The 20,136-nt window shown below is 73.0% G+C and carries 16 protein-coding genes; 6 read left to right on the top strand and 10 right to left on the bottom strand.

Annotated elements, in window-relative coordinates; all coding sequences use genetic code 11:
- Positions 1-38 precede the first annotated feature (38 nt).
- Positions 39-1,019, top strand: coding sequence for a DNA polymerase III subunit delta (gene holA / locus AB0J53_RS22520; RefSeq protein WP_364175289.1), 981 nt, complete (start codon positions 39-41; stop codon positions 1,017-1,019).
- Between the two features lie 168 nt (positions 1,020-1,187).
- On the opposite strand, the gene AB0J53_RS22515 is transcribed toward holA, so the two are convergent.
- Positions 1,188-1,676, bottom strand: coding sequence for a MarR family transcriptional regulator (locus AB0J53_RS22515; RefSeq protein ID WP_219507482.1), 489 nt, complete (start codon positions 1,674-1,676; stop codon positions 1,188-1,190).
- Between the two features lie 68 nt (positions 1,677-1,744).
- Between AB0J53_RS22515 and AB0J53_RS22510 the strand changes: the two genes are divergently transcribed.
- Positions 1,745-3,196 carry an MFS transporter gene (locus AB0J53_RS22510; RefSeq protein WP_364175286.1) on the top strand — a complete coding sequence of 484 codons (1,452 nt, stop codon included), beginning with the start codon at positions 1,745-1,747 and terminating at the stop codon, positions 3,194-3,196.
- Here AB0J53_RS22510 and AB0J53_RS22505 read toward each other — a convergent pair.
- From AB0J53_RS22505 to AB0J53_RS22480, 6 genes are all read right to left on the bottom strand, one after another.
- Positions 3,153-3,851: an ABC transporter ATP-binding protein gene (locus tag AB0J53_RS22505; protein WP_219507485.1), complete on the bottom strand. Its 699-nt coding sequence runs from the start codon at positions 3,849-3,851 to the stop codon at positions 3,153-3,155. The two genes, AB0J53_RS22510 and AB0J53_RS22505, sit on opposite strands and share 44 nt — an antisense overlap.
- Positions 3,841-4,764, bottom strand: a complete 924-nt coding sequence (locus AB0J53_RS22500; RefSeq protein ID WP_219507487.1) for an ABC transporter ATP-binding protein — start codon at positions 4,762-4,764, stop codon at positions 3,841-3,843. Before AB0J53_RS22500 ends, AB0J53_RS22505 begins: the two co-directional genes overlap by 11 nt.
- Positions 4,761-7,376, bottom strand: coding sequence for an FtsX-like permease family protein (locus tag AB0J53_RS22495; protein ID WP_364175281.1), 2,616 nt, complete (start codon positions 7,374-7,376; stop codon positions 4,761-4,763). The genes AB0J53_RS22500 and AB0J53_RS22495 overlap by 4 nt, the downstream gene beginning before the upstream one ends.
- Entirely contained in the window at positions 7,373-10,462 is a 3,090-nt protein-coding gene (locus tag AB0J53_RS22490; RefSeq protein ID WP_364175278.1) for an ABC transporter permease, read from the bottom strand. Before AB0J53_RS22490 ends, AB0J53_RS22495 begins: the two co-directional genes overlap by 4 nt.
- A 229-nt stretch (positions 10,463-10,691) precedes the next feature.
- Positions 10,692-10,958 (bottom strand): 30S ribosomal protein S20, encoded by a 267-nt coding sequence (gene rpsT / locus AB0J53_RS22485; RefSeq protein WP_049574879.1) that lies wholly within the window; start codon positions 10,956-10,958, stop codon positions 10,692-10,694.
- Between the two features lie 120 nt (positions 10,959-11,078).
- On the bottom strand, positions 11,079-12,068 hold the full coding sequence (locus AB0J53_RS22480; protein ID WP_364175274.1) for a hypothetical protein: 990 nt from the start codon (positions 12,066-12,068) through the stop codon (positions 11,079-11,081).
- Positions 12,069-12,124: 56 nt separating this feature from the next.
- Between AB0J53_RS22480 and lepA the strand changes: the two genes are divergently transcribed.
- Entirely contained in the window at positions 12,125-13,954 is a 1,830-nt protein-coding gene (gene lepA, locus AB0J53_RS22475; RefSeq protein ID WP_357585155.1) for a translation elongation factor 4, read from the top strand.
- 30 nt (positions 13,955-13,984) lie between these two features.
- On the opposite strand, the gene AB0J53_RS22470 is transcribed toward lepA, so the two are convergent.
- A complete protein-coding gene (locus tag AB0J53_RS22470) occupies positions 13,985-15,541 on the bottom strand; it encodes a DUF6297 family protein (protein WP_364175271.1) in 1,557 nt (518 codons plus the stop codon).
- Positions 15,538-16,224, bottom strand: a complete 687-nt coding sequence (ccmA, locus tag AB0J53_RS22465; RefSeq protein WP_364175268.1) for a heme ABC exporter ATP-binding protein CcmA — start codon at positions 16,222-16,224, stop codon at positions 15,538-15,540. The genes AB0J53_RS22470 and ccmA overlap by 4 nt, the downstream gene beginning before the upstream one ends.
- 126 nt (positions 16,225-16,350) lie before the next feature.
- On the opposite strand from ccmA, the gene AB0J53_RS22460 reads away from it, so the two are divergent.
- Positions 16,351-16,644: a hypothetical protein gene (locus AB0J53_RS22460; RefSeq protein WP_364175265.1), complete on the top strand. Its 294-nt coding sequence runs from the start codon at positions 16,351-16,353 to the stop codon at positions 16,642-16,644.
- A 39-nt stretch (positions 16,645-16,683) separates the two neighbouring features.
- On the top strand, positions 16,684-17,316 hold the full coding sequence (locus tag AB0J53_RS22455; protein WP_364175262.1) for an MOSC domain-containing protein: 633 nt from the start codon (positions 16,684-16,686) through the stop codon (positions 17,314-17,316).
- A gap of 231 nt (positions 17,317-17,547) precedes the next feature.
- On the opposite strand, the gene AB0J53_RS22450 is transcribed toward AB0J53_RS22455, so the two are convergent.
- Positions 17,548-18,798 carry a glycoside hydrolase family 18 protein gene (locus AB0J53_RS22450; RefSeq protein WP_364175259.1) on the bottom strand — a complete coding sequence of 417 codons (1,251 nt, stop codon included), beginning with the start codon at positions 18,796-18,798 and terminating at the stop codon, positions 17,548-17,550.
- Positions 18,799-18,906: 108 nt separating this feature from the next.
- Between AB0J53_RS22450 and hemW the strand changes: the two genes are divergently transcribed.
- Positions 18,907-20,127 (top strand): radical SAM family heme chaperone HemW, encoded by a 1,221-nt coding sequence (hemW, locus tag AB0J53_RS22445; RefSeq protein WP_364175256.1) that lies wholly within the window; start codon positions 18,907-18,909, stop codon positions 20,125-20,127.
- Positions 20,128-20,136: the final 9 nt, after the last annotated feature.

The following is a 20,136-nucleotide window of genomic DNA, read 5'->3' as shown; positions in this document are numbered from 1 at the left end:
GGCGGGGATCCGGTTTCGGGTTGTCGGTGGGGCATGGCATGCTGCTCGACATGGCGGGAACCGATCCAGCACCTGTGACCTTGGTGGTCGGCGACGAGGAGTTGCTGGCCGAACGGGCCGTGAGCGCCGTGGTGGCCGCGGCGCGCGCCGCTGAGGCGGCCGAGGTGCACGATCTGGTGGGGTCGAAGGTGACCGCCGGTGAGCTGAGGCACCTGACGTCGCCGTCGCTGTTCGGTGATCGGACCGTGGTGGTGATCCGGTCGGCGCAGGACCTGGTCAAGGACGTCATCGCCGAGGTCGTGGCCTATGCGAAGCAGCCGTCGGACGAGGTCGTGCTCGTGCTGTCGCATCCCGGCGGCGTCAAGGGCAAGGCGCTCGTCGACGGGGTGAAGAAGGCCGGGGCGTCGGTGGTCACGGTCAACAAGGTGACCAAGGCGGGGGAGCGGCTCGACTTCATCAAGCAGGAGGTGAAGCGGGCGGGCCACGGCATCTCCGCCGACGCCGCCCAGGCGCTGCTCGACGCCGTCGGCAACGACCTGCGGGAGCTCGCGGCGGCGTGCAGCCAGCTGGCGTTCGACACGCAGGACAAGACCATCAACCTCAACGCCGTGGCCCGCTATCACAAGGGCCGGGCCGAGGTCACGGGCTTCAACGTGGCCGATTCGGCCGTCGAGGGCCGGCTGGCCGAGGCGCTGGAGCAGTTGCGCTGGGCGCTCGGCACGGGGGTCGCGCCGGTGCTGCTGGTGAGTGCGCTGGCCGGTGGCTTGCGGTCCATCGCCAAGGTGGGCGGCGCACCGCGTAACCTGCGCGGCGGGCAGCTGGCCAGCCACCTGGGCATGCCGCCGTGGAAGATCGACCGGGTCAAGCGCCAGCTGAACGGGTGGGGGCCGGAGGGGCTGTCGCGGGCCATGCAGGCGGTGGCCGACGCCGACGAGCAGGTCAAGGGCGGCGGCGCCGACCCGGCCTACGCCTTGGAGCACACGGTCCAGGTCATCGTGGCGAGCCGCACCGGCCGCTGACCCGGCGCGGGCGTTCGGCCCTCCGCATGGGGGCTTCTCGGCGCGTCACGTGTGAGGGCTGGCTACCGACCGGCCGGTATTCGAGGGTGTCCAATCCCTGGGGGCCGGGGCCGGGGCCGGGGCCGGGGCCGGGGGCTAGGGCCGGGCCTGGGTTAGGAGCGGGCGCTGTCAGGAAGGGCGGGATTCGACGCTGGTCAGGAGGGTCTTGAGGAGGCCGTCCAGGGTCTGGCGTTCGGCGGGGGTGAGGGCGGCGATGAGGGCGGTCTCGACCTCGGCGCGCAGGAGCATCGCCTCCATCCACAGGTCGTGCCCGCGGGCGGTGAGCTCGACGTCGACGCGCCGCCGGTCGGAGGTGCCGCGTACGCGACGGACGAGGCCGGACTTCTCCAGCGTGTCGAGGCGGCCCGTCATGCCCGCGGGTGACAGGAGGAGCTCGGCGGCCAGCTGGGAGGGGGTGGCGGTGCCTCCGGCGGCCACGAGGCGGTGCAGGGTCTCGTACTCGAAGTCCTGCATCCCGACCTGGGCCAGGGCCGTCTCCTTGCTGTGGGCCAGGTGTTTCACCAGGACCTGCATGCGGGTGACGATGCCCTCCACGCGCTCGTCGTAAGGGGCCTTGCCGCGCCAGCGGGCGAGATGACGGTCGACGGAGTCCTCCACGCGACGCACTATACGGCAGCAAGTATTTTGTTGACGAAACATTAGCTGACGAATTAACGTCGTGGCCCATGACGAGACGGTTGCTGATCGGGCGTGCGCTGTCCGCGCTGGCCACGGCGTTGATCCCGACCACGCTCACGCTGGCGGTGCTGCGGGCCACGGGGAGTGCCGAGGATCTGGGTCTGGTGCTGGCGTGCGAGCTGCTGCCGCTGCTGCTGTGCCTGCCGGTGGCGGGGGTGGTCGCCGACCGGCTGCCGCCCGCGCGGGTCGTGCTGGTCGCCGACCTGGTGCGTTGTCTGGCTCAGGCGGGCATCGGGATCGAGCTGCTGGCGGGGGTTGGGCGGATCGCCGATCTGGCGGTGTTGTCCGCCGTGACCGGGGTGGCGATCGCGTTCGGGATGCCGGCGGTGCCCCGGCTGGTGGTCGCCGTCGTTCCGCCGGACGCGCGGCTGCGGGTGAACGCGCGCATCGGCGTGGCCACCAGCCTGTCGAGCGTGCTCGCGCCCGCTCTGGCGGGCGGCGTCGTGCTGGCCGCCGGTCCAGGCTGGTCGGCGCTGCTCACCGCCGCCGTGTTCGCCTGCTCGGCCCTGACCCTCGGCGGCATCCGTACGAGCTCCGACTTGAAGGCGGGTGGTGTCGGGTCGGCCCCCGCGCCGGGTGGCGTCGGGTCGGTCCCTGCGCGAGGTGGCGTCGGGTCGGCCCCCGCGCCGGGTGGCGTCGGGTCGGTCCCTGCGCGAGGTGGCGTCGGGTCGGCCCCCGCGCCGGGTGGCATGGCGTCGAGCCCCGCGCTGGATGACGCCCGTACAGGGTCCACCTCGGCGACGGATGGCGTTCGTACGGGGTCCGCTCCGGCGGCGGGTGGCGTTCGAACGGGGTCCGGTTCCAGGGCGGGAGGGCGGGGAGGCAGGGGGGCGTTCGGGCGGGAGCTGGCCGAGGGGTGGCGGGAGGTGCGGGCGCGGCGCTGGTTCGTGGCGGCGGTGCTGGGGCACGGGGTGTGGCATTTCGTGGCCGGGCTGTTCCTGACGCTGGGCCCGCTCACGGCGGTGAACGCGCTGGGCGGCGAGGCGAGCTGGGTGCTGATCGTGCAGTGTGGCACGGTGGGCCTGGTGCTGGGCGTGCTGGTGGCGCCGAGGCTGCCGGTGCGCAGGCCGCTGGTGGCGGCGCAGGCCGGGGCGGCGCTGTACGTGCTGCCGCTGGTCGCGCTGGCCGTGCCGTTGCCCGCGTGGGGGATCGCGGGGGCGTACCTGGTGGCGATGTTCGGGCTGGGCGTGCTGAGCCCGCTGTGGGAGACGCTGCTGGCGGAGGAGATCCCGGAGGCGGCGCTGGGCCGGGTGCGGTCGTTCGACGGGCTGATCTCGTTCGCGTCGCGGCCGCTCGGGCTGGCGGTGGCGGCGCCGCTCGCGGGGGTGACGGGGATGCCGGGGCTGCTGGTGGCCGGGGCGGTGCTGGTGGCCGTGGCGAACCTGGCGGCGGTGGTCAGGTTTCCTGCAGCGCGGCCTCTCGCAGCACGCCGTCGCTGATCTCCAGGACCCGGTCGGCGAGCGTGATCAGGCCCGGGTCGTGGGTGGCGACCAGGGCGGTGACGCCTTCGCTGCGGACGAGGGCGCGCAGCAGTTGCATGATCTGCCGGCCGGTCTGGGAGTCGAGCTGACCGGTCGGCTCGTCGGCGACGAGCAGGCGGGGCCGGTTGGCGAGCGAGCGGGCGATGGCGACGCGCTGCCGCTGGCCGCCGGACAGCTCGTAGGGGCGCTGGTTGGCGTGCTGTTCGAGGCCGACGAGGGCGAGCAGCATGCGGATGCGCTTCTCGCGCTCCTCGACGGGGGTGCGGGCCAGGCGCATGGGCACGCCGACGTTCTCGGCCGCCGACAGCACGGGGATCAGCCCGAACGACTGGAACACGAACCCGACGACGTCGCGGCGCAGCGCGAGCAGGTTGTCCTCGGACAGCGAGGTGACCTCGTGTCCGGCGACGACCACGCGGCCGGCGTCGGGCCTGTCGAGGCCGCCGATCTGGTTGAGCAGCGTCGTCTTGCCCGATCCGGACCGGCCTCGGATGGCGACGAGCTCGCCGGGGTACGCCTCGAACGACACCTCCCGGAGCGCGACGACCTCCTTGGGCCCGCTGCGGTAGACCTTGCGGACGCCTTCGACGACGACGAGCGGCTCACTGCTCACCGGACGGCTCCTCTCTCGCCGGCCATACCCCGATATGGTCGGATTCCAGCTCCAGGCGCACGCGGCGCTCCATCTCCAGCGCGTTCATGAAGTCGCGCGGCAGCTGCAGGCGGCCCACGCGGTCGAGCACCGCGTACTCCTCGGCGATGATCTGGCCCTCGGCGTCCTCGCGGCGCAGCGTCTCGCTGCTGGTGCGGCCGTCGCGGATGCCGACGGTGCGGTCCACCTGCTCCGACACCAGCGGGTCGTGCGTCACCACGACCACGGTCACGCCCAGCTCCCTGTTGGCCTTGCGCAGCGCGTCGAACACCTGCTCCGAGGTGTCGCTGTCGAGCTCGCCGGTGGGCTCGTCGGCGAGCACGAGCTGCGGGCCGTTGGCGAGCGCGACCGCGATGGCCACCCGCTGCTGCTCGCCGCCCGACATCTCGGGCGTGGTCCGGTCGGCGCAGTAGCCGACGCCCAGGAGCTCCAGCAGCTCCGTCGCCCGGCCGCGCCTGGCCTTGCCGGCCAGCTTCATCGGCAGCTCGACGTTCTCCCGCGCCGACAGGTACGGCAGCAGGTTGCGCGCCGTCTGCTGCCAGATGAACCCGACCACCTCGCGCCGGTAGCGCAGCCGGTCCTTGGCCGTCATCGACAGCAGGTCCATGCCGCCCACCTTGGCGACGCCCGCCGTGGGCACGTCCAGCCCGGACAGCACGTTGAGCAGCGTCGACTTGCCGGAGCCGGACGCGCCGACGATGGCCAGCAGCTCGCCCTTCTGCACGAGCAGGTCGAGCCCCTGGAGGGCGACGACCTCGACGCCCTCGGTCTTGTAGATGCGCACCAGGTTGTCGCAGACGATGTGCGCGTCGCCGCCGAAGGCGGCCTTTCCCTTGCTGGCCTGCGCCTCCAGCTCGGACAGGGTCGGGTTCAAGACAGATCACCCACTCGGAGTACGGCGCCGAGGCTGCGGCGGCGGCTGATGGCGGTGTGCGCGTAGGCGCCGAGCACGGCCACGAGGGTGAGCCCGGCGGCCAGCGCCGTCGGCGTGACCAGGTCGAGCTCGTAGTCGCCGACGGGCAGCCCGCCGGCGTAGGCGGACAGGTCGACGCCGGGCCCGAGCGCGGCGGGCAGGACGAGCCCGAGGGCCAGGCCCACCAGGGCGGTGACGAGGATCATGGGCATGACCTCCAGCACGGTCAGGCGTTGCGCCTGCCGGTCGGACAGGCCCAGCGTACGCAGGAACGACAGCGCCCTGGCCCGGTCGGCGGCGCCGATCACCAGCGCGATGATCACCGCGACGAGCGCGTACGCGGACAGCGCGATCGTCACCACGAGCAGCGTGGTGCGGACGGTGCCGGTCAGCGGGTCGTCCTGGATGTCGGCGAGCGCGGCGGCCTGCGTCCGCACGATCGTGCCGGGTAGGGCGGCGCGCAGCGCCTCGGCGGACGCGGTGCCGCCGACGATCAGCGTGTTGACCACCGGCCGCTGCCCGACGTCGAACGGCACCACGATGAACTTGCCCTCGGTGAAGAAACCGGGCAGCGTCGGGGCGACGCCGGTCTCGGTGATCTTCAGCCGCGAGTTCCAGCCGATCTCGAACGTGCCGCGCCCCGCCAGCGCGGGCGAGACCACCGCCGGGATGCCGGACGGCGCGGTCCCCGCGGTGGGCAGCGTGATCGGGGAGCCGCCGAGCAGCCCCTGCCAGCTCCGCAGGTCGACCGCGAGCAGCTCGGCCCGTTCCGGCGTGTGGCCGACCTGGACCGAGGCGTACTGCGCGGGCACCACGGCGGTCACGCCGGGCACCTGACGCACGCGCTCGATCGTCTCGGCGGGCAGTTCCATCCTGGAGGTGACGGTGGCGGGCGCGCCCACGCTCTGCCAGGAGGCCAGCCGCTGCGTGTCGCCGACGCCGCCGGAGACCACCGAGGCGAACACCGACACGCCCAGCGCCGGCAGCAGGATCAGCACCGGCAGCATGCTGAACGAGCGCGCCCGGGCCGCCCGCGTCAGCCCGAGGAACGGCACGGCCGGCCGCATCCGGGCCGCGAGCCGTACCAGCAGGCGCAGCGGATAGGGGTAGCAGCGCATGGTGATCAGCCCCGCGGCGAGCGCGAGCGCGAGCGGGACCAGCAGCAGGAACGGGTCCTGTCCCTCGGTCCGCACGTCGGTCGTCAGCCCGCGCGTGCGCAGCAGGTAGGCCCCGGCCAGCGCCAGGCCGACGACCAGCACCTCCAGCGTGATCCGCTTGGCGGACGGCCGGGCGGTGGCCACGTCGTCGCGCCGCTCGTTCAGCGGGGTCCGGTGGGCGACGGCGATCCGCGCCGCCGCGAACGCCACCGCCACGACGACCACGAGCAGCGGGCCCCCGTGCACGAGCGGCAGCACCGGCCCGGGGAAGAGGTACGAGAGCGCGTACCCGGCCAGGGCGGCGGGCACGACGGCCAGCGCGACCAGCCCGGCGCCCGTCCCGGCGAGCTGCCGCAGCGCCCCGCCGCGCGCCCGCATCAGCCCGAGCGCGGTGTCCATCCGGTCGGCCAGGAGCTGCACGGCCAGCAGGATCACGCCGAGCGCGACCAGCAGCAGCCCGCCGAGCACCAGGTACATGACGGTCTGCGCGGTCGCCAGCCGGGCCTGGAACGAGCCGAGCATCTCCGGCAGCCCGGTCCGCAGGATCTGGCGCGGCAGCATCCCGTCGGCGACCTTCATCCGCCGCTCGAACTCCTTGATCGCCGGGAGCAGTTCGGGCACGTCGAGCGCGGTGGCCGCCTGCGTGCGCAGCGGCAGGATCCAGAAGTAGGTCAGGTTGCGGTCGCGCCCGCTGAGCTTGCTCAGGCCCTGGTCGGAGATCAGCGCGGTGGCGTGCACCTCCTCGTCGAGGCTGCCCGCCGGGCGGTTGAGCTGGAGGTTGATGACGTCCTGGTTGTGGCTCCAGTAGCGGTCGGCCGGGTCCTTGGCCTCGAAGGCGCCGACGACCTTGACGGCGGCGTAGTTGTTCTCGCCGATGACCCGCGTGTCGCCGATCTTGATGCCGAGCGCCGACATGGCCTCGCGGGCCATGCCCGCCTCGAAGAGCGTGAGCTCCTGGTTGTTCCAGGTGGTCGTGGCCGGCTCGCCGGGGGCCCGGCCCTCGACCCAGGTGACGCGGCGTTCCTGGTCGGACAGCCAGGCGAGGTTGAGGTACTGCTTGCCGCCCGTGCCGGAGACCGGCGTCCCGTACGTCTTCGCGCCGGAGTGGCCGGTGCCCGTGCCGGCGGGGGCGATCAGCCGGTCGAGCGGCGCGGGCAGCACCGCGCGCATGTCCTGCTCGACCTCGTCGAAGGACTGGGCCCGGGTCAGGTCCTGGCCGGGGGAGTCGGTCGTCATCATCGTCGTCAGGTCGACCCGCTCGGCGGGCGCCTTCAGCAGCGCCTCGCGCAGCGCGGCGTCGAACGCCGCCTGCGTCACGCGCGGCAGCCCCGCCACGAGCAGGCACGCGCTCAGCGTCAGCGCGAGCAGCACGGCCACCGCGCCCAGGTGTACCCGGGCCAGGTGCAGGAGCTTCACTGGTCCTCCCCGATCCGCAGGACCCGGCCGAGCCCTTGCCTGCGCAGGTTGCGCGCGAGTCCCGCGACGATGGCGAACAGCACCAGCGCCACCAGCGCGAGCATGCCCGCGGTCGCGAGCCACGGAATGTCGAGCAGCACCGACGGCGTGACCGCCGCCGCCTGCCCGGTCAGCACGATGTGCGGCACGACGAGGTTGCCCACGACCACGGCGAGCGCGGTGCCGGCCACCAGCGACAGCCCGACGACGAACGCCTGCTCGACGGCCAGCAGCCCGAACACCTGCCGGAAGCTCACGCCGAGCGCCCGCAGGATCGTGAACTCCGACATCCGTTCGCGCGCCGCGACGGTCGCGTTCACCAGGAAGCCCAGGGCGGCGAACACGAGCGCGGCCAGGAAGCCGAGGATGAGCGCGCCCTGGAGCCCGCTGGCCAGCGGGTCGTCCTGCAGCTCGGCCGCCAGCCGCCGCTGGTCGGTCACGGTGACGTTCCACTGCGGGTTGACGCGCAGCGCCGCCGTCGCCGCGCTCGTCTCGCCGTCCTCGGTGGCCAGCCACCACTCCGTCGCCGGTCGCGGCAGCAGCGCCGCGGACAGGCCGTGCTCCTGGAGCGTCGTCCAGTCGGCCAGCAGCGCCGGCTGGGCGGGGTCCGTCGTGGGCATCCGGTCGACGACGCCGGCGAGCGTGACGTCGATGACGCGGCGGTCCAGGTTGATCCGCCCGGTCTGCCCGGCGGTCAGCTTGCTGGCGGCGGCCAGGTCGGCGGTCATGACGACGGGCAGCGGGGCCGGCTTCGGCAGCGGGGCGAACGTCCGCAGGACGGGCAGGTCGCCGACCACCTCCATGCTGACCTGGGGTGCGCCGAGGTCGCGGCCGTCGGCGGCCAGGCCGGACACGGTGACGGTCACGGCCGCCTCGTCGACGGGCGGCGGCGTGGCGATGAACCCGCGGACCGTCAGCGGGTAGGCGATCTTCCCGGTCTTGCCGCCCAGCCACTTGAGGTCCACCCGGCCCGTGCCCTGCTGGTCGACGACGACGGGCAGGTCGTGCCAGACGCCGAGCGCGTCGGAGATCCGCGCCCGCACCGGCCACACGCGGTTCGTGCGCACGTCCGCGGTGAGCGTGGTGGGCTGTCCTGGCAGTTCGAGGCCGGTGGCCTCGGCCCGGCCGGCGACCAGGCCGCGCGCCATCGCCCCGACCGACTGCGCCGACAGGTCGGGCCGGAGCTGGAAGAGCCGCTCCAGCTTGCCGCCGTCCAGGGCGAGCAGGGTGACGGTCTGGCCGCTGAGGTCGACCTGGCCGCGGAAGGCGGGCGAGGCCGCGGTGACGCCGGGCAGGGCGGTGAACGCGGTGCCGCGCCCGGACACGCCCAGCTCGGGCGATTCGGGAGGTCCGGACAGCCGCAGGTCGGCGCCCGCCTGATGGCGGGCCTGGTCGAGCTGGGAGGCCCGCCAGGTGGAGGCCGTGGCCATCGACACGATGCCGATCGCGATCGCCATGGTCAGCAGCAGCGCGGGCCCGGAGTAGCGCAGCGGCCGCCTGCTGACCTGCCACGCGCCGAGCGCGGGGGCCAGGCTGGGCCGCTTGGCCGTGAGCCGTTCGGCCAGCCGGGAGATGCGCGGCACCAGCCGCAGGCCGAGCATGCCGCCGGTGAGCAGCGCCAGCGCCGGGCCGGAGATGATCAGCGGGTCGATGCCCAGGCCGCCGCCGGCGGTCGTGGTGACGGGCGCGCCGTAGTGCTGGAGCTGCCAGATCGCCAGCGCCGCCACCACCAGCAGCGCCAGGTCGGCGCCCGCGCGCTGGATCAGCCCGCGCCCGCCGCCGCGGCCCCGCGACGCCTGCTCCTCGACGTACGTGCGCCGCGCCCCGGCCAGGGCGGGCAGCATGAGCAGCACGGCCGAGGCCAGCGCCACGCCCGCGGAGACGAGGAACGTGCCCAGGTCGGCGACGGGCGCCAGCCGGACGCCGGAGGCGGCGATCCACGGCAGCATGTTGATGAGCGCGAGCAGCGGCGGCGCGAGGAACGGCGCGGCGACCGCGCACGGCACCGCCACCAGCAGCGCCTCGCCGCCCGCCAGCCCGGCCAGGCGCAGCGTCCCGGCGCCGCGCGAGCGCAGCAGCGCCACCTCCATCCGCCGGTGGTCGGCCAGCAGGCGGGCGGTCAGCATGAGCGCGTACGCGGCGAGCAGCAGCAGTTGCAGCACCGGGATGAGCATCGTGGAGCGGGCGACCAGCGAGGCGGTGTCGAGCTGGGTCAGTACCTCGGCCAGCCGCGTGGTCGTCTGGCAGGACGGGCAGCCGCCGGACTTGAGCGCCTCGGGCAGCTCGTCCACGGCGGCGGCGAGCGGGCGAAGCTGCTCGGGCGTCAGGTCGCGCACGGCGGGGACGAGCGTCCACGTGGTCGTGACGTGGGTGGCGAACTTGGACAGGAACGTCTCGCGCGGCACCATCAGCGGCCCGTACGTGGTGAACTGCCCGCTCTCCACGCCCCGGCTGAGCAGCTGCTCGCCGGTCCAGCGGTCGCCGAATGGGTCGTCGAGCTGGAAGACGCCGGTGATGCGCACCTTGACGGTCTTGCCGTCGAGCCGGCCCTCGGTGCTGATCTCCTGACCGGCCGTCAGCCCCGACGCCGAGGACGCCGACAGCGGGATCGCCGCCTGCACCACGTCGCCGCCGGGCTCGGGCCAGGTGCCGGAGACCAGCTTGGCGTGCTTGTCGAGCCCGTCGTAGGCGCCGAACCTGAGCAGCTCGGGAACCTTGCGGTCCTGCTGGCCCGGCATCGCGTACGAGTCGGAGCGGAAGCTGGTGGAGATCTCGGCCGGCACGCCCCCGAAGGCCTCGGCGGCGGCGTCGCGTACGGTCTTGTCCTGCCTGCCGAAGTCCTCGGCCGTCACCGGGGCGTTCACGGTGACGGCGATCTGCCGCAGCGGCGCGGTCTCCATCGTCCGGAGCACGCCCGCCTCGGCGATCGAGGAGGCGTACATGGTGAGCGCGACCAGCGTGGTGGTGGCGAGCAGGATCGAGCCGAACGCCGCCAGCAGGAGCAACGGCTCGCTGAACGCACGCTTGACGACTAACGGCCCCCGCATGCGACCCCCATTCACCCGGTTAGGTGAACCTTTGAGCAGTGCCCGCTCCGGCCGCAAGGTCGTCTTTTCAACGGTGACACAGCCGATACGCTGCGGCGATGCGTATGTGATATTGAAACTGTGACACATTCCGCATGGACATACTTCACTCAGCGGAGTATGGGAGGAGTGGGGGCGCAACACAAAACGCCGCACCCCCCGTCAGAGGGTGCGGCGTCGCGCTGAAGCGTTACTTGGCCAGGGCCGCGGCCTGCTTGGCGATCGCGGACTTGCGGTTGGCGGCCTGGTTCTTGTGGATGACGCCCTTGCTGACGGCCTTGTCGAGCTGACGGGCGGCGACCCGCTGGAGCGCCGCGGCCTGCTCGACGTCACCCTGCTCGGCAGCCTCGCGGAACTTGCGGACAGCCGTCTTCAGGGAGGACTTGACCGCCTTGTTGCGCAGGCGGGCCTTCTCGTTCTGCCTGTTGCGCTTGATCTGGGACTTGATGTTCGCCACGAAGAAGCCTCGGTGAAAGTCTTAGGTGATGGATGAAGCGCGCGGGCTCGAGAGAGGGCGCGCCACACGCAGTTGCCCAGGCTACCAATAACCCAGCTGGCAGCTCAAATCAACGGCGTTCTACGACAGCCAGCGTGTCCGGTATTCCGCCCAGTCCTCCGCCGTGGCCGCGAAGTCCACGTACAGGGCGAGGCCGAACCGCTCGCGCGGGCCGTGGCCGGACAGCGCCAGCTTGGCGCCCTCGGCCGCGAGCGCGACGCTCTCGGCCGCGTCGCTCCACGGGACGTCGTGGTCATGATAGGCGGGCGCGCCGACGAACACGTGCTTGGTCTCGGGCACCAGCTCCAGCGCCAGCTCAGCCTGCCTGGCCACGTGACCGCCGTAGAGCGACTGCAGGGGCAGGCCCGAGTCGTACGTCATGACGGCGACCTGGTCGACCCGGTCGGCGACCTCCTGGAAGAAGCCCCGCGACCAGTACTTGTCGTGGGTGAGGACGGCCCTGGTGGCCAGGCGCATGCCCGGGTACGGCTCGATCTGGGGCGTGGAGGTCGACAGCAGGCGCGTGTGCTTGCGCGTCTCCTCCAGCAGGACCAGGAAGTCGGTGTCGCCGTCGCCGATCGGCTCGAAGTTGTAGTGGATGCCGTCGTAGCCGGTCCGCATGACGGCGGCGACGCCAGCCAGGACGTTCCGGCGGGAGGCGGGGTCGTCGAGGTCGAGCGCGTCCTCGACGGACTGGCCGAGCCAGGCGGAGACGCGGACCCCGGGGAGGTAATTCTTCATCCATTGGACGAAATTTTGGGCGTCGGGGTATTTGGCGGGATCTAGTCGGCCATCCATCTCGAACGGCCCGGAATGCACGTACACATCCTTGATGCCGGTGGCGCGCAGCCGCGTGGCCAGCTCCCGCACGTCCGCCTCCGTGCGGCGGCCGTCCACCCACATGTGGCCCAGCCACATGGCGTCGTTACCGGTGCTCTTCGCCCAGCCCGCGGGCTCGCCGGTAAACTGGAGGCGGAACGCTGCGGCTACGACGCCGGTCAGCACCACCACGACGGCCACGACCAGCGCGACCAGGCGCAGGCCGCGGCGGATGACGGCTCGGGAAGTCACCCGGGCATGTCACCATGAAAGACTGCTTGTCCTCAACCCTGTCGAAACGGACTTCGGTGCGCACTCAGCCTGGCCAGACCGACCCCGCGTTGATCCGCAACTTCTGCATCATCGCGCACATCGACCATGGCAAGTCGACCCTTGCCGACCGGATGCTGCAGATCACCGGTGTGGTCGACGACCGCTCCATGCGCGCCCAATACCTCGACCGGATGGACATCGAACGCGAGCGCGGCATCACCATCAAGTCCCAGGCGGTCCGCCTGCCCTGGGACGGCCACGTGCTCAACATGATCGACACGCCCGGCCACGTCGACTTCACCTACGAGGTGTCGCGCTCGCTCCAGGCGTGCGAGGGCGCGATCCTCCTGGTCGACGCCGCCCAGGGCATCGAGGCGCAGACGCTGGCCAACCTCTACCTGGCCATGAACGCCGACCTGCACATCATCCCGGTGCTCAACAAGATCGACCTGCCGGCGGCCCAGCCGGAGAAGTTCGCCGAGGAGCTGGCAGGCCTCATCGGCTGCGACCCCTCCGACGTGCTGCGCGTCTCCGGCAAGACCGGCGTGGGCGTGCGCGAGCTGCTCGACCACGTCGTCGCCACCGTGCCCGCCCCGGTCGGCGACGCCGACGCGGCCGCGCGGGCGCTGATCTTCGACTCGGTCTACGACACCTACCGGGGCGTCGTCACGTACGTCCGCGTCATCGACGGGCACCTGGGCAAGCGCGAGCGCATCCTCATGATGTCCACCGGCGCCACCCACGAGACACTGGAGATCGGCGTCATCTCGCCCGAGCCCAAGCCGTCCGAGCCCGGCCTCGGCGTCGGCGAGGTGGGCTACCTGATCACCGGCGTGAAGGACGTACGCCAGTCCCGCGTCGGCGACACCGTCACCACCGCCGTCAAGTCCGCCCGCGAGATGCTCGAAGGCTACGAGCACCCCAAGCCGATGGTGTTCTCCGGCCTCTACCCGATCGACGGCGACGAGTACCCGGAGCTGCGCGAGGCGCTCGACAAGCTCCAGCTCAACGACGCCGCGCTCGTCTACGAGCCGGAGACGTCGGCCGCGCTCGGCTTCGGCTTCCGCGTCGGCTTCCTCGGCCTGCTCCACATGGAGATCGTCCGCGAGCGGCTGGAGCGGGAGTTCGGCCTGTCGCTGATCTCCACCGCGCCCAACGTCGTCTACCGCGTCGTCATGGAGGACGGCACGGAGCTGACCGTCACCAACCCCTCGGAGTTCCCCACCGGCGGCAAGATCGCCCAGGTCTTCGAGCCGGTCACCAAGTCCACCATCCTGGCCCCCGCCGAGTTCATCGGCGCGATCATGGAGATCTGCCAGGGGCGGCGCGGGCAGCTCCAGGGCATGGACTACCTGTCGGAGGACCGCGTCGAGATCCGCTACACGCTGCCGCTCGGCGAGATCATCTTCGACTTCTTCGACCAGCTCAAGTCGCGCACCCGCGGCTACGCCTCGCTCGACTACGAGCCCGCCGGCGAGCAGGAGGCCGAGCTTGTCAAGGTCGACATCCTGCTCCAGGGCGAGGCGGTCGACGCCTTCAGCGCCATCGTGCACAAGGACAAGGCCTACGCCTACGGGGTCGACATGGCCAAGAAGCTGCGCGAGCTCATTCCCAGGCAGCAGTTCGAGGTGCCGATCCAGGCCGCCATCGGCGCCCGCGTCATCGCCCGCGAGAACATCCGCGCCATCCGCAAGGACGTCCTGGCCAAGTGCTACGGCGGCGACATCTCCCGTAAGCGCAAGCTGCTGGAGAAGCAGAAGGAAGGCAAGAAGCGGATGAAGATGGTGGGCCGCGTCGAGGTGCCCCAGGAGGCGTTCGTCGCCGCGCTGTCCACCGACTCCGGCGGCGACAAGACCAAGAAGTGACGCCCGGCTCCCGCTGAGGAGCCGGGCGGTTCAGCGGGCCCGCAGCACGTACGCGGCCAGCACCGCCGCGCCCGTCACCGCCTGCGCCACCAGCGTGGCCGTGAGCGTGGCGGGCGTGAACATCAGCGCGTTCACCAGCGGCAGCGCGCCGATCAGCGCCAGGTCCGGCCCGGTCGCCGCCCAGAACACCGGGCCCAGCGGGATCGCCCCCGACCCCGTGTCGAGAATGGGCAGCGAGTGGTCGACCGGCCGCCTCCTGGCCATGCGCAGCGCCGCCGCCGCCAGCGCGGGCGCCATCAGCGGGCCCATCAGCCACCACGCGCCCACCGGAGGCAGCGCGCCCGCCAGCGACAGGCCTGCCAGGGCCAGCGCCGCCCACACGCCGCTCGTCAGCGCGGGCAGCAGCGCCCTCGCCAGCAGCGCCGGGCGGCGGCCCACGCCGAGCAGCCGGGCCAGGGCCGGGTTGTCGCCGTCCCTGCGCGCCCCCGACACGCCCGCCGCCGCCACCGCGAGCGCCCCGCCGAGCACCGCCGCGCCCGCCACCGCACCGGCCCCCGCCAGCGCCAGCAGCGCCGGGAGCGCCGCCGCCGCGAACGTCGCGGCCAGCCGCCACGGCCGCCTGGCCGTCCGCAGCCAGTCCTGCCACGCCAGCGCGAGCGGCGCCGGCAGCGACGGCCAGCGGACCGAGCGCAGCCGCCTGGCGCGCCAGTGGTTGTCCTCCGCCATCCAGGTCAGCGCCCCGGTGTCGAGGCTCACGGCCGCCGTCGCCAGGTGCCCGGCGCGGGCCGAGGAGGTCAGCAGCGCCGCCGCCGGGATCCGGTCCGCCCGCGCCCACGCGCGCCCCACCAGGAGCGCCGAGGCCAGCGCCGCCACGGCCGCCACCGCGGCGACCGTTCCCAGCGGCGCCCCCGCCACCGCCTCGACCACCCCGCGGAACGGCGCCTCCGCACCGTCCCCCACGGCCGCGGCTGTGCCTGCGGTCGTGCCGGTCACGGCGGCGGTGGTGAAGGAGGCGCGGGCCGTGCCCACGGCGGCGACCGCCGCCGTCACGAGAAGCGCCACCACGACGGCCGTCAGCCAGAGGTGCCACGTGTGAGACGTCTGAGCCAGTACGGCCAGCGCCATCCCGCCCGCCGTCGCCGAGACCCCGACGACCATTGCCGCCACGAGCCGCCACACCAGGTGGTCCGGCGCCCCCACGAGCGCCAGCAGCGCCAGCCCCAGCACCCCGCCCGTCACCAGCGCCACCACGGCCAGCACCCGCAGGGGACGCCCGAGCACCGCGCGCCGGTCCAGCGGCGACATCACCAGCCAGCCCGCGTCGGACCCGCTCAACGCCACCGGCCCCACCGCCCGGGCCAGCGCCAGCCCGCCGGCCAGCGCCACCAGGGTGACCGCCACGCCCGGCGCCACCCCGGCGAGGTCCGCCGGGCCCCGCAGCCCCGCCACGGCGTCGGCGACCGGCCTGCCGAACACGGCCACGGCGATCGCCGTCATGATCAGGCCCGCGTACCGGTCCAGCGCGCCGACCGGCGTGCGGCGGCGGCGCGTGCGCACGAACGCCCGCACCTCACGCACGGCCGTCACCGGGCCACCTCACCCGTGGGAGAGGCGGCAGGAGAGGTGGCCGACGAGGCGGCGGGCGAGGCGGTGGACGAGGCGGTGGGCGAGACGGCGCGGCCACGGGCGGCGAGGGCCGCGTCGTGGGTCGCCATCACCACCGTGCCGCCCTCGCCCGTGTACGCCTTCAGAAGCCCGGCCAGCCGCTCGCGGAAGGCCGCGTCCAGGCCGCGCTCGGGCTCGTCCAGCAGGAGCAGGTCGCTGGGCCTGAGCAGCGCGGCGGCCAGGGAGAGGCGCTGGCGCTGCCCGGTGGACAGGTTCAGCGGCGGCGCGTCGGCGCGCACCTCCAGCCCGAACACCGAAAGCGCCTCCGCGACCGTCATGCGCGGCCCGGCGTGCACGGTCAGCATCAGCTCCAGGTGCTCGCGGGCCGTCAGCCCCGGGTACCACGCGGGCTCGTCGGCCGCCAGCGCCACCCGGCGCCAGAAGGCGGGCTCGTCGGCCGGTGGCGTGCCGAAGACCTCCACGGTGCCTTCGGTGGCGGGTTGCAGCCCCGCCAGGCAGCGCAGCAGCGTGGACTTCCCCGCCCCGTTGGGGCCGACGACGGAGACGGTCTCTCCCCGGCTGACGGTGAGGTCCATGCCCTGGATGACCGGGTTGCCGCCCAGGTCCACGGTCAGATCGCGGACATGAATGATCTTGTTGGACACCGTTCGAGTCTATGGCGCGGCACCCGCCGCCGCTGTGCCGCCGCTGTGCCGCCGCTGTTCCCGGCGGAATTGTCGGTGGCGCTGGCTAGCTTGTTCACCCGAACACTTGTGCGACTGGAGGGTGACATGATCGCTGCTGAGCGCTTTGAGCGTGCCGCGGTTCTGGGGGTGGCCGTGGCGGAGGAGACGCGGCGGCTCCTCCGGCTCCACCTGACGCCCGCCGCCGTGGGGGAGGACGGCAAGGTGGTCGTCGACGTCCCCTATCCGGACGCGGCGGTGGTGACAGCGCTGCTCGACGTGGCGGCCGACTGCTTCGGCGAGCAGGGCGACTCGGTCGAGGAGGTGCGCCAGGCCGCGCTGCGCACCCTCTTACAGCTCGCCGACCTCGACGACACCTCCCGCCTCAACGCCTCCCGTTAGCCGATCGCCGGAGGGGGCCGGTCCGGGTTACCGTCGGGCATGCGCGTTTTGTCAGTAAATGTCGGCACTGCCGTCGACGCGGAGTGGGCGGGCAAGCTCAAGCGCACCGCCATCGACAAGAGGCCGGTCACCCACCGGGTGGAGGTGCGCGCCGGCGGCCTGGCCGGTGACGAGCGCGCCGACCGGGAGCACCACGGCGCCCCGGGCCACGCCGTCTACGCCTATGCCCGCGAGGACTACGACTGGTGGGAGGCCGAGCTGGGCCGCGAGCTGCGCGACGGCCGCTTCGGCGAGAACCTCACCGTGTCCGGCGTCGACGTCAACGGCGCGCTCATCGGCGAGCGATGGCGAGTCGGCACCGCGCTGCTGGAGGTGACGGGGCCCCGGGTGCCGTGCGTGGTGTTCCGCAACTGGCTCGACGAGCCCGCCTGGGTCAGGCGCTTCACCGAGGCGCGGCGCCCGGGCGCGTACCTGAGGGTGGTGGAGCCGGGGGAGCTGGGCGCGGGCGACGCCGTGGACGTGGTGTCCAGGCCCGGCGGGAGCGTCACGGTGGCCGAGTCGTTCCTGGCCTACCACGGTGACGAGGAGCTGCTGCGCCGCATCCTGGCCCTGCCCGGTTACGACCCGCGCTGGGACCGGGTGGCCGTACGGGTGCTGGGGGTCGTGTCCTGAGGAGCCTCGCGCGGAACGACCGCGCGGAAGGGGCCTCGCGGAAGAGGCCCGCGCGGATTGGGTTGCGCGGAAGGGCCTCGCGCGGACGTGGGCGCGTTTCACGTCCGCGCGAGGAGCACATCTCCTCCTACGACCCCGCCTGCAGAGCCTGGGTGCGGTTCGGGGCGGGTTCGCGGGTGGGGTGGGGGAGCGCCGGGTCGGGTGGTGGGGCGCTCCCCCGAGGGTGCTGTCTCACTTGAGGACCCTGTAGAGGGCCGTGGTGAGGGAGGCGCGGGAGTCGTCCTGGTCGATGGACCACATCATGGCGCCGCCGAGGCGCTTGAGGCGGATGTAGGCCGCCTTCTGCGTCAGCACCACCGGGTCGTCGTACGACCAGAACTCGTTGCCGTCGTAGAGCCAGACGGCACCGGTGCGCAGGTCGCGGTGACGCTTGCCGGGCTTGTTGACCAGGTCCTTGTAGTCCTCGGCGCCGGCGGCCCACTTGCCGGGGGCGGGGCCGGTGGCCGGCTTGTAGAGGCCGTCGCCGCCGTCGGTGACGCCGGTCCAGCCGAGGCCGTAGGCGGGGACGCCGATGACGAGCTTGCGGGCGGGGGCGCCGCGCGAGAGGTAGTCGCGGACGGTCTGGTCGACGCTGTAGCGGGGGTCGTTGGGGTCGCGGCGGTCGGTGAGGAGGTTGCTCTGGTGGCCGGTGCGGTTCTCCCAGCTGCCGCGCAGGTCGTACCCCTGGACGGTGGCGAAGTCGAGCTGGCGGAACACGCGCCGCACCTCGAAGCCGGCGTCGATCTTGGCGGCGGCGGCGGGGAGGAACGCGGTGAGCTGGGCGTCCCGCGAGAACGCGCGGAGCTGCGAGCGGAGCTCCTCGACGAACAGGGTGAAGTTCTGCTTGTCCTCGGGCCGGATGATGTTGCCGTCGGCGCCGGAGGAGCCGGGCCACTCCCAGTCGAGGTCGATGCCGTCGAAGACGCCGGCTCCGGCGCCGGGCTCCAGGCCGGGCAGGTTGCCGCGCAGCCACAGGTCGATGCACGACTGGGCGAGCTTGGTGCGCGATTCGGCGGTGAGGACGGCGTCGGAGAAGTACTTCGAGCCGGTCCAGCCGCCGAGCGAGATGAGCGCCTTGAGCCCGGGGTGCTTGGCCTTGAGCTTGCGGAGCTGGTTGAGGTTGCCGTTCAGGGCCTGGCCGGGCTCGTCGGCGACGCCGTCTACGCTCTGCTCGGCCGGCACCGGGCGCTGCCAGTCGGCCCACGGGTCCGCGGAGTAGCAGGCGCCTTCGGCGTTGACGAAGCCGAACGCGTAGTTGACGTGCGTGAGCTTGGCGGCGGCGCCGCTGACGTCCATGTCCTTGACGTGATAGTTGCGCCCGTAGACGCCCCATTGGATGAAGTACGCGACTCGCTTGTAGCGGTCGTTCTCCGCCTGGGCGGGCACGGCGATCGCGGTGAGGGCGACTAAGAGCGACGAGAGAGCGATGAGGATTCTCTTCACGGGGGGCGCCTCCCGGGGCACGCAACTTATAGGAAACTTTCCTGTAAGTTGTCCCGGATCGTAGGGCCAGGGGATCAGGCAGTCAATGGCAGCGGGCACACTGGAGACGTGCCATCGACGCTGCCAGACGGAGACCCCGCGCCCGCCTCGGGCGAGCTGCCCGAGAGCGCCCTGCGGGGGCTCGGCGAGCGCCCGTTCGGCTTCTACGTGCACGTGCCGTTCTGCGTGACCCGCTGCGGCTACTGCGACTTCAACACCTACACCGCCGCCGAGCTGGGCCCCGGCGCCTCGCGCGCCGACTACGCGGCCACGGTGGTGGAGGAGATCCGGCTCGCCCGCCGCGTGCTCGGTGACGCCGAGCTGCCGGTCGAGACGGTGTTCTTCGGCGGCGGCACGCCCACGCTGCTGCCCGCCGAGGACCTGTCGAGGATCCTGGCGGCCATCGGCGCGGAGTTCGGCCTGGCGCCCGGGGCCGAGGTGACGACCGAGGCGAACCCCGAGTCCGTCGACCCGAAATACCTGGAGAGGCTCCGGGAAGGCGGCTTCAACCGGGTCAGCTTCGGCATGCAGAGCGCCCGCGACCACGTCCTGCACGTGCTCGACCGCCAGCACACCCCCGGCCGGGCCGGGCAGGCGGTGCTGGAGGCCAGGAAGGCCGGGTTCGACCATGTCAACCTGGACCTGATCTACAGCACGCCGGGGGAGAGCGACGACGACTGGCGCGCCTCGCTGGCCGCCGCCGTCGAGGCCGAGCCCGACCACGTGTCGGCCTATTCGCTGATCGTCGAGGACGGCACCCGCCTGGCCGCCCGCATCCGGCGCGGCGAGCTGCCGATGCCCGACGACGACGTGGCCGCCGACCGCTACGTGATCGCCGACGAGATGCTGGCCGAGGCCGGGTTCCGCTGGTACGAGGTGTCCAACTGGGCGACCTCCGACGACGCCCGGTGCCGCCACAACCTGCTCTACTGGACCGGCGGCGACTGGTGGGCCGCCGGGCCCGGCGCCCACAGCCACGTCGGCGGCACCCGCTGGTGGAACGTCAAGCACCCCGCCCCCTACGCGCAGCGCCTGGCGGAGGGCCTGTCGCCCGCGCACGCCCGCGAGGAGCTCACCGGCGAGGACCGGGCGACCGAACGCCTCATGCTGGAGCTCCGGCTCGCGTCCGGCTACCCGCTGGCGGACGTGCCGCCCACGGGCCGCACCCACGTGGCCGCCGCGCTGGCCGACGGGCTCCTGGAGCCGGAGGCGTTCAAGTCCGGCCGCATGGTGCTCACCCTGCGGGGCCGCCTGCTCGCCGACGCCCTGGTCCGCGACATCCTGAGCTGATCAGGCCGC

Source organism: Nonomuraea sp. NPDC049725, assembly GCF_040674795.1.
GTDB lineage: Bacteria > Actinomycetota > Actinomycetes > Streptosporangiales > Streptosporangiaceae > Nonomuraea > Nonomuraea ceibae.
This window is presented reverse-complemented; position numbering and strand designations above follow the sequence as displayed.